General features: G+C 42.5%; 12 protein-coding genes and 1 pseudogene. 12 read left to right on the forward strand and 1 reads right to left on the reverse strand.

From position 1 onward, the window contains the following. Positions 1 to 26 precede the first annotated feature (26 nt). The 11 genes from dctP to MKY93_RS02170 all read left to right on the forward strand — a co-directional run bounded on the left by dctP (position 27) and on the right by MKY93_RS02170 (position 11418). Positions 27 to 1145, forward strand: coding sequence for a TRAP transporter substrate-binding protein DctP (dctP, locus tag MKY93_RS02120; RefSeq protein WP_340758098.1), 1119 nt, complete (start codon positions 27 to 29; stop codon positions 1143 to 1145). Between the two features lie 46 nt (positions 1146 to 1191). Beyond that, positions 1192 to 2496, forward strand: a complete 1305-nt coding sequence (locus MKY93_RS02125) for a TRAP transporter large permease (RefSeq protein ID WP_340758099.1) — start codon at positions 1192 to 1194, stop codon at positions 2494 to 2496. A gap of 73 nt (positions 2497 to 2569) precedes the next feature. Continuing rightward, positions 2570 to 3133, forward strand: a complete 564-nt coding sequence (locus MKY93_RS02130) for a TRAP transporter small permease (RefSeq protein WP_340758100.1) — start codon at positions 2570 to 2572, stop codon at positions 3131 to 3133. Between the two features lie 18 nt (positions 3134 to 3151). Continuing rightward, entirely contained in the window at positions 3152 to 4045 is an 894-nt protein-coding gene (locus tag MKY93_RS02135) for an isocitrate lyase/PEP mutase family protein (RefSeq protein ID WP_340758101.1), read from the forward strand. 17 nt (positions 4046 to 4062) lie between these two features. Then, positions 4063 to 5016 carry a phosphoglycerate dehydrogenase gene (locus MKY93_RS02140; RefSeq protein ID WP_340758102.1) on the forward strand — a complete coding sequence of 318 codons (954 nt, stop codon included), beginning with the start codon at positions 4063 to 4065 and terminating at the stop codon, positions 5014 to 5016. 34 nt (positions 5017 to 5050) lie between these two features. Then, the gene (locus MKY93_RS02145; RefSeq protein WP_340758103.1) at positions 5051 to 5782 is read left to right on the forward strand and encodes an NADPH-dependent oxidoreductase; all 732 of its coding nucleotides are present in this window, start codon (positions 5051 to 5053) and stop codon (positions 5780 to 5782) included. A gap of 95 nt (positions 5783 to 5877) precedes the next feature. Beyond that, on the forward strand, positions 5878 to 7086 hold the full coding sequence (locus MKY93_RS02150) for an acyl-CoA dehydrogenase (RefSeq protein WP_340758104.1): 1209 nt from the start codon (positions 5878 to 5880) through the stop codon (positions 7084 to 7086). Between the two features lie 15 nt (positions 7087 to 7101). Next, positions 7102 to 7872, forward strand: a complete 771-nt coding sequence (locus tag MKY93_RS02155; RefSeq protein WP_340758105.1) for an SDR family oxidoreductase — start codon at positions 7102 to 7104, stop codon at positions 7870 to 7872. Positions 7873 to 7953: 81 nt separating this feature from the next. Then, the gene (locus MKY93_RS02160) at positions 7954 to 9012 is read left to right on the forward strand and encodes a phosphotransferase family protein (RefSeq protein ID WP_340758106.1); all 1059 of its coding nucleotides are present in this window, start codon (positions 7954 to 7956) and stop codon (positions 9010 to 9012) included. A 3-nt stretch (positions 9013 to 9015) separates the two neighbouring features. Beyond that, positions 9016 to 9741, forward strand: coding sequence for a 2-phosphosulfolactate phosphatase (locus tag MKY93_RS02165; protein WP_340758107.1), 726 nt, complete (start codon positions 9016 to 9018; stop codon positions 9739 to 9741). A 27-nt stretch (positions 9742 to 9768) separates the two neighbouring features. After that, positions 9769 to 11418 carry a long-chain-fatty-acid--CoA ligase gene (locus MKY93_RS02170; protein WP_340758108.1) on the forward strand — a complete coding sequence of 550 codons (1650 nt, stop codon included), beginning with the start codon at positions 9769 to 9771 and terminating at the stop codon, positions 11416 to 11418. Positions 11419 to 11975: 557 nt separating this feature from the next. Here the strand turns inward: MKY93_RS02170 and MKY93_RS20385 are convergent. Continuing rightward, a pseudogene (locus tag MKY93_RS20385) lies at positions 11976 to 12336 on the reverse strand (nucleoside triphosphate pyrophosphohydrolase). 274 nt (positions 12337 to 12610) lie between these two features. Between MKY93_RS20385 and MKY93_RS02180 the strand changes: the two are divergent. Then, complete coding sequence (locus MKY93_RS02180) at positions 12611 to 14665, forward strand: bifunctional diguanylate cyclase/phosphodiesterase (RefSeq protein ID WP_078817469.1); 2055 nt, start codon at positions 12611 to 12613, stop codon at positions 14663 to 14665. The last annotated feature ends 138 nt before the right edge of the window (positions 14666 to 14803 follow it).

Genomic DNA, 14803 nt, shown 5'->3' on the forward strand with positions numbered 1-14803 from the left:
TAAATATAAAACTGGAGGGGAAACAAATGAAGAAGACTTTTTTGGTTATGATCGGTTTTGCATTGTTACTGTTAACGGCTTGTGGAGGAGATACCGAGAAGGCAGAGGCGGGAAGTTCAAGCGATGAGAAGACGTTTAAACTTCGGGTTACATCAGCATTAAGTGCAAATCATGGACTTTGGGTAGGATTCTATGAGCCGTGGATGAAAAAGGTAGAAGAAGAGTCTGATGGCAGAGTGACATTTGAAACGTTTACTTCAGAAGAACTTGTAAAGGCGACGAATGAAGTAGACGCGCTCAAACAAGGAACTGTAAATATCGCAGCTCCATTGCTTCCGATTTACGAACCTTCGACATTCCCGCTGTCTGAAGTTACTATGCTTCCTTTGACTAAATCAAGTCCGATAATCGGCAGCTTAGCCTTTAAGGAATTGATCAACAGTGATGTGGAATTAAAAGATGGAAAAACATTTGCGGAGTTGGAATATGGAAGCCAGTCATTAAAAGTGCTTCCGGCAACCATTTCTGAGGAATATTCAATCTCTACAACAGGCTTGAAATTCGATAGTGTGAAGGATGTGCAGAAAGCAAAATTACGTACGCCATCCCGTATCCATGAAATCTATGCAAAAAAGATAGGTGCGAATTCAGTTACGATGCCGACGTTTGATCTCTATGATGCAATGAGCAGAGGTGCTGTTGATGGAAGCTTCCTTTTCATTTCGGACTGGACAGGTTATGGCTTTGAAGAGTTATTCAAGTATACGGTAGACGACGTGAACTTGGGGCACTTTAGTTCCCTGTTGGCTATGACAGATAAGCAGTGGAATGAATTTCCTGAAGACATTCAAAAGATCATGATTGATGCATCCGATGAGCTTGTTGGGAAAGGTGCGGAATTATGGGTGGATCGCAGTGACGAAATCATTACGAATTCTAAAGAAACTGGAGGCGAGTTTGTAAGTGTAGAAGACTTGGACCCGAAGGTGAAAGACTTACTGATTAAGGGAATGGAAGAAACTTGGTTTGATTTTATTGATCTACTGAATAAACAAGGCGACCCGGGCACAGAAATCGCTAAACTTTGGAGAGATATCGTAATTGAGCAAGGCGGAGATGTGCCGGAAGTGATTAAGAATCTGTAAATGTATTGGTAACAGAGAAGTTTAACTAGGTTAGGAGCGAATAGTTATGCATGATTTGGGATTGTTGACCATTATTATTGTAGGTTTTATCATTCTCATGATTGCTGGATTCCATATTCATACGATATTACTGACGATTGGCATTTTAGGTTTAATATACGTCGACGGATTCAGTATCATTTCGGGTTTCCTTAGTCATGACCCATTTACTCAAATCTCCAGCTACACGCTGACGACTATTCCGCTTTTCATCATTATGGCGCAGTTCATATTGAAAGCGGGTGTCGTTGAGGACGCGTTTGCTATGATATACAATGTGTCCCGCGGAAGACCCGCTGTATTAGGCTCGTTGACAATCTTAATCGGGGGGTTGCTCGGAGCTGTTTCCGGTTCGGGTGCTGCTACATCTGCCTCTTTAGGGCAAGTGGCAGTTCCTGAACTTACCAAATACGGATATAAACCAGCCCTGGCTGGTGCCATCTCAGCAGCAAGTGGATCGTTGTCTGGAATTATCCCTCCAAGTATTATATTGATCCTTTTCGGTGTAATTACAGAAACGCCGATTAGTCACTTATTTGTGGGTGCAATTATTCCTGGGGCACTTATGATGCTAACTTTGATTGTTTGTTTGCTTTTAATGTTTAAAGATCAGCGAAGAGAAGAAGAGCGAGTTTCTACAGGTACAAGGGAAGTTGGCTTGAAAAGATCCATTATCATTGTAATGGTAGGGTTATTTATTTTCACAGTTGTTTTCGGCGGTATCTACTCAGGTATTGTAACCCCTACAGAAGCCGGTGCAATCGGAGCTTTGGCGGGATTACTTACCGCGTTAGTAATGGGAAAGGTAGATATGCATTTCATCAAGTCTTCTGTAAGCGAGACAGCGAAAATCACAGGCATGATCATCTTAATTTTAATAGGTGCGAATATATTTAGCCGCTTTGTATCGCTTTCGTTACTTCCAAGAAAAATTACGCTATTACTAGAACCATTGCTGGCGCATCCGGTATTGATCCTATGTCTATTGTCAGTACTTTTCTTTCTTCTATTCATGTTCATTGAGGGGGCAGCAGTTATTCTCATGACGTTACCGGTAATATTACCGATTATCGAAGCGGCAGGGATTGATGTACTTTGGTTTGGTGTGTTTATTGCAGTTGTAAGTACATTAGGATTGATCACACCGCCAGTAGGATTAAGTGTATATGCCGTTTCATCCACAAGCGGGATCTCGTCAGAAGCGATATTTAAATATGGAATTATGATAGCCGTTTTCCTGACTGTTATAGTGTGCGGATTAATGATCATGTTCCCTGGTTTAGTTACATGGTTGCCTTCGACAGTCAAGTAAAGAAGTCGTTTTAATCAATTGCTTCCATATGGAAGTCCTATGATTTTATTACTGAATATGAAGGATGATCCTAATGAACAAGCTAACGAACGCATATAGGGTTTTTGGATACTTCAAAAAAGCGGGAATTTTTCTTTCTGGAGTCGCGTTGTTTGGAATGATTTTCTTAATCACTGCGGATGTAATCTCGAGGAATATTACATCTAAATCCATTGAAGGCAGTTATGAAATCGTTCAGAACTATCTCATGAGCCTGGCATCCTTTACTGTTATTCTCTATGCATATTCATCCGGTGTGATGCCGCGGATATCTATGGTCGTGGAAAGAATGCCTCGAATTGTGCAGAAAATGTTATTGCTGGTAATGCTGATAGTCGAGCTGGCCCTCGCTTTATTGTTTACGTACTATACGTTTACTTACTCTCTAACAGGAGTTGCGGAAGGATTCGCTTTCCCGGCAGGAGGAGTTTTATTCCCTATTTATCCATTTCTTTTTCTGGTCCCAATTGGTTTCATCGGGATTGCGATCGAAATATTATTTGTTTTAATGAAAAATTCTCTTTCCAAAGAACTTTGGATTACATTTACCAAAAGGCAAAGCAGTGAAGAGGCAATGGATGAAACCTATGTTTCTTAATTTTAGGAGGGCCATTACATGATAAAAGAAAAGAAGTTATACACGTTAAAAGAATTGATGAAAACCAAAGAATTGATTATAACTGCCGGTGTTGGAGATGCACTGAGTGCGAGAATAGCAAATGACGTAGAAGGAATCGATGCATTATTATCCAGTGGCTTCGCAATTTCCGCACAACTTTTAGCGTTACCCGATATCGAAATGTATACGAGGACAGAAAATCTGGATACAGTGAGACGGATGACGTATGTATCGAACAAGCCGCTCGTTGCAGATGTAGATACCGGATATGGAAATGCCGTCAATGTGATTAAAACCGTTCATGATTTCGAGCTGGCCGGTGCGGAGGCAATGATCTTCGAAGACCAAATCAGCCCTAAACGCTGCCCGATTTGTGTGGATGAAACGAATAATATCTTACCTGTCGAAGAAGCTGCTGGAAAAATAAGAGCTGCAGCCGAACATAAATTGAAGCATGAGACATTGATTATTGCTAGAACAGATGCGACAGATCTTGAAGAAGCGATTAAGCGGGCGAAACTTTATCGTCAAGCAGGCGCAGATCTGGTGCAACCCATCTCAAAAGCTTTCCGTACTAAAGAGGAAGTAAAAAGATTTGTAGATGAGGTGAATTGTCCTGTATCTCTCGTAATTGTAGGATGGCTGGAAGAGCTTTCTATGGAAGAAATCCAGTGGATTGGACCGAAAATTGCTCACTTCGCCTTAGTGTCAGTTACCGCATCATATAGAGCGGTAGAAAGTGCTTTCAATGAAATTGGCTCTATGGGTGCGATCAAAGGGATGCAAACACCTCGTATTCCACATGGAGAGCTAGTGAAAAAAATGGGTATGGACAGGGTTGGTCAGCTGGAAGAAAGGTACTTGCCAAGTGAAGATGTAATAACAAAATAACGAGGTGGTGTTCATCTATGGCAACTTATAAAGTCGTAAGCAGCTCCCCAACATTCGGTAAAATAACTAGCGAGCCTATTAACCACCTTCAAGAAAATGATTGTGAAGTAATGATTCTGAACCCTGATGTAGTAAATAATAGAGAGAAGTTTGCTGAAAGTCTGAAAGATGCGGATGCTTTGGTAGTCGGCATAGAAAAGGTGGATGAGCAACTACTGGCAAATGCTCAGAACTTAAAAGTGATTGCCAAGCACGGAATCGGTATTGATAACATTGATCTTGAAGTGACAAATAGTAAAGGGATTGTCGTGAAAAATGTTCCGAATGCAAGTACAGATGCAGTAGCGGACTATACAATAGGTCTGCTGATCTCAGCTGCCAGACACATACCCCGAACAGTACAGGAAGTAAGAAACAATGAGTGGAATAAAAGACCGGGGCTTGGTTTTTCAGGGAAAATATTGGGCGTCATAGGGACCGGTAGAATTGGGCAAGCAGTCATTCAGAGGGCTGTAGGGTTCGGTATGAAAATTATTGCATATGACAAATTTACGAATCAGGAAAGTGCAGCAACACTGGGGTTTGAATATAAGGAGCTGGAAGAAATCTATCGCCAGTCGGACTACATTGCCATCCATACGGACTTAAATATTGAAACCAGACACTTACTGGACTTTTCGGCATTTGAAAAAATGAAACCTAACGCAATTATTGTAAATACAGCCAGGGGAGGAATAATTAACGAGGAAGATTTATTGATGGCCCTTGATGAAAAAATGATTGCCGGCGCTGCACTGGATGTTTTTGAAGATGAACCTGATTTCAATAAGGAATTATTGAAACATGAACGATTTCTAGCTTCCAGTCACACAGCTGCTTACACGTATGATTCATTGGAATTCATGGGAATGGAAACAGCAAAAAATGTACTTCAAGAGCTGTCGGAATCCAAGGCGTCCACTCATTCTTAATCGTTATCAAAAGGAAAAGTCAGGGGGAATGTAAGTGGTTATTGAATTAATGAAATCACATGCATCCGTCAGAAAATATAAAGAGGTTTCTCTAAGCAAGGAAGAAATACACGAGATTGTCAGTGCCGGGCAGGCTGCTGCAAGTTCTCATTTCGTCCAAGCATATGCTGTGATCCATGTTACAGATGTGGAGAAGAGAACTAAACTGGCGGAGTTAGCGAAAAATCCTCAACAGATCAATGGGGCGGGCGCTGTCTTTGTCATTTGTATGGATTATGCCAGGCTGAAAAAGGCCGCTAATCTTTTAGGCCGTGATATACAATTTTCATTGGCTGAGAATACTATTGTGGGTGTAACGGATGCAGGTTTATTTGCTCAGAATATGGCAATTGCTGCAGAGTCGTTAGGGTTAGGGATTTGCTACATTGGAGGAGTGCGGAATGCGCCGTATGAAATTAGCGAGCTGCTCGAATTACCTTTCGGTGTTGTCCCGCTGTATGGAATGACCGTAGGGGTGGCGGATGAAGCAAATGAAGTTAAGCCAAGGCTTCCTGTAGATGCGGTCATACATGAGAACGCGTACGATCTGGAAAAGTATGACCAACTGCTGCCGTTATATGACGAACAGCTAAAAGCCTACTATCAAAGCCGCAGGACCAATCAGAAAGACGGTGATTGGTCCGAATCCATGACGCAATTTCTTGAAAATCCGAGAAGCGAAAATCTGCGCAATTTTCTGACGGGAAAGGGATACAAACATGACTGAATTCATCATGAAACCTTAAGTAGTGAGTCACGATCATAGAATGAAAAATAAGAGTTACATACTGGTTGGTCAGTATGTTGAAGGGGGTATATCAGGTGAACTTTTCGTATTCAGACCGTGTCATTCAATTACAAAAAGAAGTATCAGATTTTATGGAGGAATATATTTATCCAAATGAAGCGATATTCAAAGAACAGCTGGATTCCCAGGAAAACCGTTGGAATGAGGTGCCTCTGGTCATAGAAGAGTTAAAAGAAAAGGCGAAACAAAAGGGATTATGGAACCTATTCCAACCGGATGGACAATACGGAGCCGGATTAACGAATTTAGAATACGCACCACTTTGTGAAATCATGGGCAGATCGTTTCTCGCACCTGAAATATTTAATTGTAATGCACCAGATACGGGAAATATGGAAGTATTGTCGCGATATGGTACAGAGAAGCAAAAACAGGACTGGTTGATGCCTTTACTTGAAGGAAAGATTCGATCAGCCTTTGCAATGACAGAAAAAGATGTAGCTTCAAGTGATGCGACAAATATAGAATGCAGTATTATCCGTGATGGGAAAGATTATGTAATCAACGGGAAAAAGTGGTGGACATCAGGCGCCGGAGATCCCCGTTGCAAGATAATGATTGTCATGGGAAAAAGTGACCCCAATGCACCGAAATACGAACAGCAGTCCATGATTCTAGTTCCGATGGAAACAGAGGGCGTCACGGTTGAACGCATGTTGCCGGTATTTGGCTATGACGATGCTCCGCATGGACATGCGGAAATTACTTTCAACAATGTACGGGTGCCTGCAGACAATATACTGTGGGAAGAAGGAAAAGGTTTTGCGATTGCACAAGGCCGTTTGGGACCAGGAAGAATCCATCATTGTATGCGGCTGATCGGGGCGGCTGAACGTGCTTTGGAGCTCATGTGCAAACGTGTGCAAGAACGAGAAACATTTGGAAAGAAAATTGCGGAGCACGGAGTTGTGCAGCAATGGATTGCGGAATCCCGAATGGAGATTGAACAAGCTAGACTGCTTACGTTAAAAGCTGCTTATATGATGGATACAGTTGGTAACAAAGTGGCTAAAACTGAGATTGCAATGATTAAAGTAATTGCACCAAATATGGCGACAAAAATAATGGATCGCGCCATCCAAGCATTTGGCGGGTCGGGTGTCAGTGAAGATACACCACTGGCCTATATGTACGCAAGTGCGCGTACACTTCGGATCGCGGATGGACCTGATGAAGTTCATTCAAGACAGATAGCCAGATTGGAATTGAAAAAATATAAGTGACAGGAGTTGAAGAGCATGAGGTTAATGGACTTGTTTTCATTAAAAGGGAAGACCGCAATCGTAACGGGGGGCGGGCGCGGTCTTGGCGCGCAAATTGCAGAAGGATTTGCTGAAGCAGGTGCGAATGTTGTCATTTGTTCACGTAATGGACCGGCTTGTGAAGAAATGAGTGACAAATTAAAGCAAATGGGTGTGGAGTCGCTGGCGTTAAGCTGTGATGTAACAAATCCTGAAGAGGTAAAGTGTGTGGTTGAAACGACAAAACAGCAATTTGGTCGGATTGATATCCTTGTAAATAACAGTGGAGCAAGTTGGGCGGCTCCTACTGAGGATATGCCGCTGGAAGCATGGGAAAAGGTTATGAACGTTAACGTAACAGGAACATTTTTAATGTCACAAGAAGTCGGTAAAGTGATGATTGAGCAAAAAGGCGGGAAAATAATTAATATCGCTTCGATTGCAGGTTTTGGCGGGACTGATCCATTCATGCAAACCATCGGCTATAACACCAGTAAAGGTGCAGTGATCACGATGACAAAGGATCTGGCCGTGAAGTGGGGGAAACATCAAATCTATGTGAACGCCATTGCCCCTGGATTCTTCCCTACGAAAATGTCCAAAGTGCTCATTGAACATGGTCAGCAGACGATTATGGATGGAACGCCGCTTGGCAGACTTGGCAGTAATACAGATTTAAAAGGGCCGGCACTATTCCTGGCTTCGAGCGCATCAGATTATGTAACGGGAGATGTGTTGACTGTCGACGGTGGAGCCACCGCATTCTAAATATTCTTCCCTCTAGTAATGAACGCAGGCAGCAAGCCCTTTGACAGACTGAATGGCTAGTACCGGAAGGAGGATGACCGAATGAGTGACACGATTGAAGTGAGACAGGGAGAAGAAGTGGATACAGTTGTGCTGCACCGGTTTATTAAGGAGCAATTGCACGATACACCCGACGGGGAATTAACGATTCGCCAATTTGGTGCAGGGCATTCCAATTTAACCTATCTATTGCAAGTCGGTGATTGGGAAGCAGTATTGAGAAGGCCTCCTTTGGGAACTGTTGCGTCGAAAGCTCATGACATGGAACGGGAATACACGATTTTACACACATTGAATCAGGTGTTCGAGCAGGCTCCAAAACCTTATATTTTCTCAGCAGATGAGCAGATTGTCGGTCGTCCTTTTTTTATCATGGAACGACGTAAAGGAATAGTTTTGGACTCAGAGTTCCCTTCCGAAGTGACATATACCGCAGAGCTTGGCAGGAAAATCTCTCAAATTATGGTGGATCAACTTGTTGCATTACATCGAATTGATTATAAAAAAACCAAACTGATTGAAATGGTAAAACCCGAGGGTTTTTTGAAGAGACAGGTATCGGGCTGGATCGGCCGTTTTGAGAAAGCAAAAACGAGCGAAATTCAAGGAATGGATGAGTTGAGAGTTTATTTAATGAACCATATACCAGAGTCCCAATCGCCTACAATTATACATTATGATTATAAATTGAATAATGCTATGTTTTCGGAAGACTTTTCAGAAATGACGGGCTTATTTGATTGGGAAATGACTACAGTTGGCGATCCGCTTGCTGATTTGGGTGTAGCGATGAGTTATTGGATTCAAGAAGACGATCCCGAAATCCTGAAAAATGGACTTGGAGATCCCCCTGTTACTGTGTTGGAGGGGTTTTATACACGCGGAGAGTTCATTCAGGCTTACGCTGAAAAAAGCGGCAGGGATATAAGCTCAATCCATTATTATTTGACATTCGCTTATTTTAAGCTTGCGGCTATTTGCCAGCAAATTTACTATCGATATGAAAAAGGTCAGACAAATGATGAGCGATTTGCCAATTTCAATATATTTGTTGAATATTTAATTCAATATGCAGTAGAAAGCTCAAAAAAAGTGGGGTAGATCATGAAAGTTCATTTGTTGTTGACTAAAGAAGAAATAAACATTGAAAAGATCATGTCTGATAAAACAGTTGTAATTTTTGATATACTACTCGCCACCTCAACGATTGCTGCTAGTCTTTCACGTAATGCTAAATCAGTAATACCTGCTATTAATGAAGAAGAAGCGCGAAAATTGGTATGTAATTACGAAGAGACAGCGGTTTTAGCGGGTGAGTTTAACGGAAACACCATAGAAGGGTTTCTGGATCCTTTCCCCACAGTGCTTATTGAACAGGTAGAAGGTAAAGACGTTGTGCTATCCACTACAAATGGGACGGTAGCCATCCGAAAGGCAGCCGGTGCGAAGAAAGTCTGGGCGGCGTCATTGCTTAATGCGGACATGGTCGTTGAAAAAGTAATAGAAAATTACGAAGGCGAAACCGTCCTATTGGTTTGTTCAGGATCAGCTGGCCAATTTTCACTAGAAGACTTTTATGGTGCAGGCTTTTTTATTTCTTGTTTGCACACAAAGTACAGCGGGCCGCTTCAGTTAACAGATAGTGCATTTGCAGCGAAGTTGTTTTATGAGAGCAATAAGGAAGATAGTAAGTGGATCCTGGCAAGCTCACGTGTTGGTGCAACTCTCCAAAAAATGGGCTATTTGAGTGAAGTGGAATATGTCAGCCAAAAAAACATCATTCAGGTTGCCCCTTACGTGAAGGATGGAATTGTATTACCCTGCAGATAACTACATTACTCGTCAAGGAGGGGTTCGATGAAAACTGAAGCCCATTTAGAATTTTGGCCACCCAGGATATCCAAGACTTTGACTCTTCCCAAAACTACGATCTTTGATAATTTAGCAATCACTTCAAAGAAGTATCCAGATAAAACAGCTATAGAATTTTATGGAGGGACACGAACCTATCGACAGATAATGGATGAATCTGAGCAGTTCGCGGGATACCTGGAAACGAAAGGCGGAATCAAGCCGGGGGATCGAGTGCTATTGTTCATGCAAAACTCCCCACAGTTTTTAATCAGTTTGTTCGCCATATTACGCGTTCGTGGAGTCGTTATCCCTGTAAATCCGATGAGTACAACTGAAGATCTTGACTTTTTTCTGGAAGATGGAGAGATTTCTGTCGCTTTCATTGGACAGGAGTTATATCAGAAAATAGAATCGCTTATCGGCACGACCACTTTACAGACAGTCGTCGCAGCAACGTATAGCGAATATATAAAGGAGTCCAATGAACTTGGAGATCTGCCTGCAGAAGTGAAGGAAAGAAGAAAAGAATTAACCAAGGCGACATCTTGGAATGAAGTGTTAAAGGAAAAGATCACACCTTCCACATATGAAGGGAAAAGCTGTGACATGGCGATGATTCCTTATACATCGGGAACGACAGGGGTGCCTAAGGGATGCGTTCACACGAATGAGACGATCCAAGCGAATGTCACCGGTGCGTATCACTGGATGTCGATGAGTCCCGATATGGTAACATTGGTCAGTTTACCGCTATTCCATGTGACAGGACTCACTCATAGTGCGTTAAGTCCGATTCTATCAGGCAGTTTAATGGTTATACTAACAAGATGGGATCGTGAATACGCAGCAAAAGCGATAGAAAAATTTAACGTTAGTCACTGGATTAATATAAGTACCATGCTTATCGACTTTTTGGCAAATCCTAACCTGGCTAACTATGATACTTCTTCTCTTGAAATAGTAGGTGGCGGAGGAGCTACGTTACCGGAAGCAGTTGGTGAAAAGTTAAAGCAATGGGTTGGATTGCAGTATGTGGAGGGGTATGGGTTAACCGAGATGATGTCCCACACACATTTTAATCCAACACATCGGCCTAAAATGCAGTGTATGGGTATACCGTCATTTGGTGTAGATGCAAGGGTTATCGATCCGATGACTGGGGAAGAAGTCCAGGTTGGTGAGGAAGGCGAATTGGTTGTGAATGCTCCACAGATGTTTAAAGAATATTACCGGCAAGCCGAAGAAACAAAGGCAAGTCAGGTCAAGATTGATGGCAAGAGATTTTTCAGAACAGGCGATATTGTTAAAGTGGACAAAGAGGGATATTATTTTCTTGTTGATCGCGTGAAGAGAATGATCAATGCTGCCGGGTACAAAGTTTGGCCTACGGAAGTAGAATCTATTCTGTACAGACATGAGGCGGTTCAGCAGGCGTGTGTAGTTCGTCACCCAGATGAACTTCGTGGAGAAACTGTAAAGGCGCTCATTATTTTAGAAGATAAATATAAAGGGCAAATATCACCTGAAGAAATTATTGAATGGTCCAAAAATCAGACGGCAAGTTATAAATATCCGCGCATTATTGAATTCAGAGATAGTTTTCCAACGACCAGCAGTGGTAAAATCTTATGGAGAGAATTGCAAACTCAATAGAAAATATTTTTCTTCCAATAGCATCGGGAATTGTAAGTTTTTAAAGATTGTTCTACATGCGCAACAATTGCTCGATAAATACCTTAGATGCAGGTCTCATGTAACACTTGTTGCTGGTTTCTTTAGCATGGCTGAACGCATTGCAGTTTAATTTGTGGATTTCTACTTATGTATTGCTTATTCAGCACTGCACAAGATTTTTTTAAAAATGTCACGTGCCGTGCTTCACTTTACTATTACAATTCATCAAATAATAAGAAACTCTCTAAAAATCTTTGCAAAGATTTTTTGGGGGTTTCTTTTTTATTAAGAGACAGGCGATACTCAAAGTATTCATTTGGGGGAGTGGTCAGCTACAAAAGTGTTGAAAGGAACTTCACGTCTATTTCATCTTTTTCTGGTTCCTCTCCAGATGTTCGCTTACAGCCAGATTCTGTAGTTGAAAAATAGTCACTAACAGTATATTGATTTCAGCACTGCTTCTCATGACATATCTTAATTCAGGGAGTTCCTTATGGAAGCCGGATCTCATCAGGAGTGCGGTCATCCAGTAAATCCTATCGGTTTTCCATATTCAGTCTTTTTAAATCATCAAGTGAATTCCGAGTCACTAAACAAAATTTAGTCATCCTAATTTCTACTAAATAAAATCGTTCCTGCACCCACCACGTTTAGAGGCTTTCTCAGCACGGACTGCCTCCAATCCTTCGGCCAACACACCCTAAAAAATTACTGCTGCCAGAATTAATTTTGGCATACCCGCTAATTCTTTAACAGCTTCCTATTAATTTAACACATCTTGCGGTTCACTTCTGTGATATAAGGAGTTTCTTCCAATATATACGTCTCACACGTCTTGCCATCCTGTTCAATAATCTGCGGAATCAAATCGCGCACCAATTTATTATAGACCGGCATTTTATCGTCTCCTATTCCTTTACTATTTCCTATATTCTACTATATCCGAGATGGAATTTGTCTGGGGGGATACGATCTGTCCACCATAAAAGCCACAATTCTACCAATCTCGCCACTTTTCAACACAAACCCCTCTAAAAGTCGTTGACTAGAATAGGAATATAGTAAATAATAAATACTAACTAGATTTATAGACATTATACGAGAATGAGCATTTAGAATCACCAAGAAGTGAAATTTCCCCTTTTGTCATAGGCTAAGGAGGCGAGGCAATATGTTTACTCCACCAGACTACCAACAATATGTTGAAATCCCGAGCACCTATTCAATCGGTATACTTTTATTGTCTCTACTTGTCATAGGCTTCACATCCTACACCACGTTGTCGCTTTATGACCGGATGCAGAAACCGAGCTTCTTTAAGCGAGAAATCTGGCTTATCCTGGCTTCGTTGGCCATGGGTTTTGGGATTTGGGCAACTCATTTTGTATCGATGAACTCCTTATCGCTCCCGCTGGATATGCATGTCAATTACATGACCAGTTTTCTATCCATGTTGCCGGCCATCATTGCTTCTTTCCTGGCATTCCAACTTATTCAAGGCCCCATGAAACCTAATTGGAAATATACGATTGCGGCTGTGCTGTTTGCAGAAGGCATGACGGCCATGCATGTGCTGGGTATGCAATCAATGGAAGTCGAGGCTGTGGTCCAACATGACTGGCAACTGCTTCTGGTGGCGAACGTGATTGTCGGCCTGTTTTCTTACATCACCTTCCGGCTCATCGGTAATCCGAAAAACACGACTGCTGGAAAATGGATTGCCATACTATGTTTGACGTTGGCACCAGCCGCCATGCATTATTTAGGTTTGCTCGGGACTCGCTATTATATAAAAAACGGGCAGCCATTCATGGATCAAGCAGTCAATCATATGCTTTTATTGAATTCGGTTATTGGCGTGGGTGTCGGTGTATTGCTGGTCGTCATGTTATTGACAACCTATATTGACGGCTATTTGGACTATTGGCTGAAGTATTTTGATGTATTGACGAAGCTGCCCAATCGACGGAATTGGGAACGTGAACTGACGGATGATGTAGCGGCAGGAGATGTGGCGGTCTGGAATTTCCCTGATTTGCAGCGTGTCAATCAGTTATATAGTTATGAGGCTGGCGACAAGATCTTGCAGCAAATCGGCGAACTATTGTCGAAATGGAAGCCAAAGTTCGCGCAATTATATCGGGTAAGTGGAAATCGATATTTATTCTGCGTCAATCAATCCGGACGTTCGGCGGATTTCTATAAAAATCTGGTCATTCTTCAACGAGAGATTGACCAATTGCTGCCGATCAAACGACAGGAGATGCGCTATACGTGTGCATTAGCGAAAGCGGATCAGCGGAAAACGAAAAAGCAATTGTACCAAGAAGCGCTGATGGTCGTCGATCAAGCGACTCTTTCTCGTGAGTGGGGCTTGGTTACGTTTGACCCGGCTATTTATGGAACGTCCTATGAGCAAGAAGTGTTGCGGGATATTTCGAAAGCGATGGAGGAAGAGCATCTTCATCTTGTGTATCAGCCGAAAGTGAAGGGCGCCACTACTGAATTTGTCGGAGTAGAAGCTCTGCTGCGATGGGATCACCCTGAACTCGGACCGATATCGCCCGCTGTATTCGTACCATTTTTAGAATCAGATGGACGGATGGGGGAAGTGACCGACTGGATCATCCATAAAGTTTGCAGGCAGATTCACGACTGGGACGCGCAAGGTGTGCATATTCCACAAGTCGCCATCAATATTCCGGGCGAATACGTAACGGAGCCGCATTTATTGGACGTGTTATGGAAAGAGACGGACGCATTCCGTATCGAGCCAAGCCGGATTGAGCTGGAAATCACGGAGACGAGTACGGCGAAATCGATCACGCTTGCCATGACCGCATTGAAGAGGTTTAAGCGCTATGGTTTCGCGGTAGCGCTGGATGATTTCGGTACGGGTGTCTCCTCGCTGTCCTATCTGCAGCAATTGCCGATCACGACATTGAAAATCGATAAGTCGTTCACGGATGTAGTTCCTGCGTCGCCAAAAGAATGCGCCGTGCTCAATGCCATCCTGAACATCGGGCAATCCATGGATCTGAAAATCGTCATCGAGGGAGTAGAAACCTTAGAGCAAGTGGAGTTCTTGCTTGATCTTCAGCCGGACTTGATTTTCCAAGGGTATTACTTCGCGAGACCGATGGCTGTCGACCAGTTGGTGAAGTGGGTTGATAAATCGGATGAGCGCCAACGAGTAATGCAACTCGGTAAGCAGCCTTCAAAATAAAAGGGGCTACTATATTTCTTCGTATTGTCATAGATTGATAGGTGATCCATATGGTATAGTAGTCCTATGGCACCAAAATGAATACGATACTGTGAATTTTTGATAAATAGATAGACCAAATCGTCTGAGAGGGTGGAA

Source organism: Sporosarcina sp. FSL W7-1283, from assembly GCF_038003105.1.
Lineage (GTDB): Bacteria > Bacillota > Bacilli > Bacillales_A > Planococcaceae > Sporosarcina > Sporosarcina newyorkensis.

What these genes read in the sequence shown, in the direction of transcription:
- MKY93_RS02180 (WP_078817469.1), top strand. Translation starts at nt 12,611, where the DNA reads ATGTTTACTCCACCAGACTACCAACAATATGTTGAAATCCCGAGCACC.
- dctP (WP_340758098.1), top strand. Translation starts at nt 27, where the DNA reads ATGAAGAAGACTTTTTTGGTTATGATCGGTTTTGCATTGTTACTGTTA.
- MKY93_RS02160 (WP_340758106.1), top strand. Translation starts at nt 7,954, where the DNA reads ATGAGTGACACGATTGAAGTGAGACAGGGAGAAGAAGTGGATACAGTT.
- MKY93_RS02165 (WP_340758107.1), top strand. Translation starts at nt 9,016, where the DNA reads ATGAAAGTTCATTTGTTGTTGACTAAAGAAGAAATAAACATTGAAAAG.
- MKY93_RS02135 (WP_340758101.1), top strand. Translation starts at nt 3,152, where the DNA reads ATGATAAAAGAAAAGAAGTTATACACGTTAAAAGAATTGATGAAAACC.
- MKY93_RS02155 (WP_340758105.1), top strand. Translation starts at nt 7,102, where the DNA reads ATGAGGTTAATGGACTTGTTTTCATTAAAAGGGAAGACCGCAATCGTA.
- MKY93_RS02170 (WP_340758108.1), top strand. Translation starts at nt 9,769, where the DNA reads ATGAAAACTGAAGCCCATTTAGAATTTTGGCCACCCAGGATATCCAAG.
- MKY93_RS02140 (WP_340758102.1), top strand. Translation starts at nt 4,063, where the DNA reads ATGGCAACTTATAAAGTCGTAAGCAGCTCCCCAACATTCGGTAAAATA.
- MKY93_RS02125 (WP_340758099.1), top strand. Translation starts at nt 1,192, where the DNA reads ATGCATGATTTGGGATTGTTGACCATTATTATTGTAGGTTTTATCATT.
- MKY93_RS02130 (WP_340758100.1), top strand. Translation starts at nt 2,570, where the DNA reads ATGAACAAGCTAACGAACGCATATAGGGTTTTTGGATACTTCAAAAAA.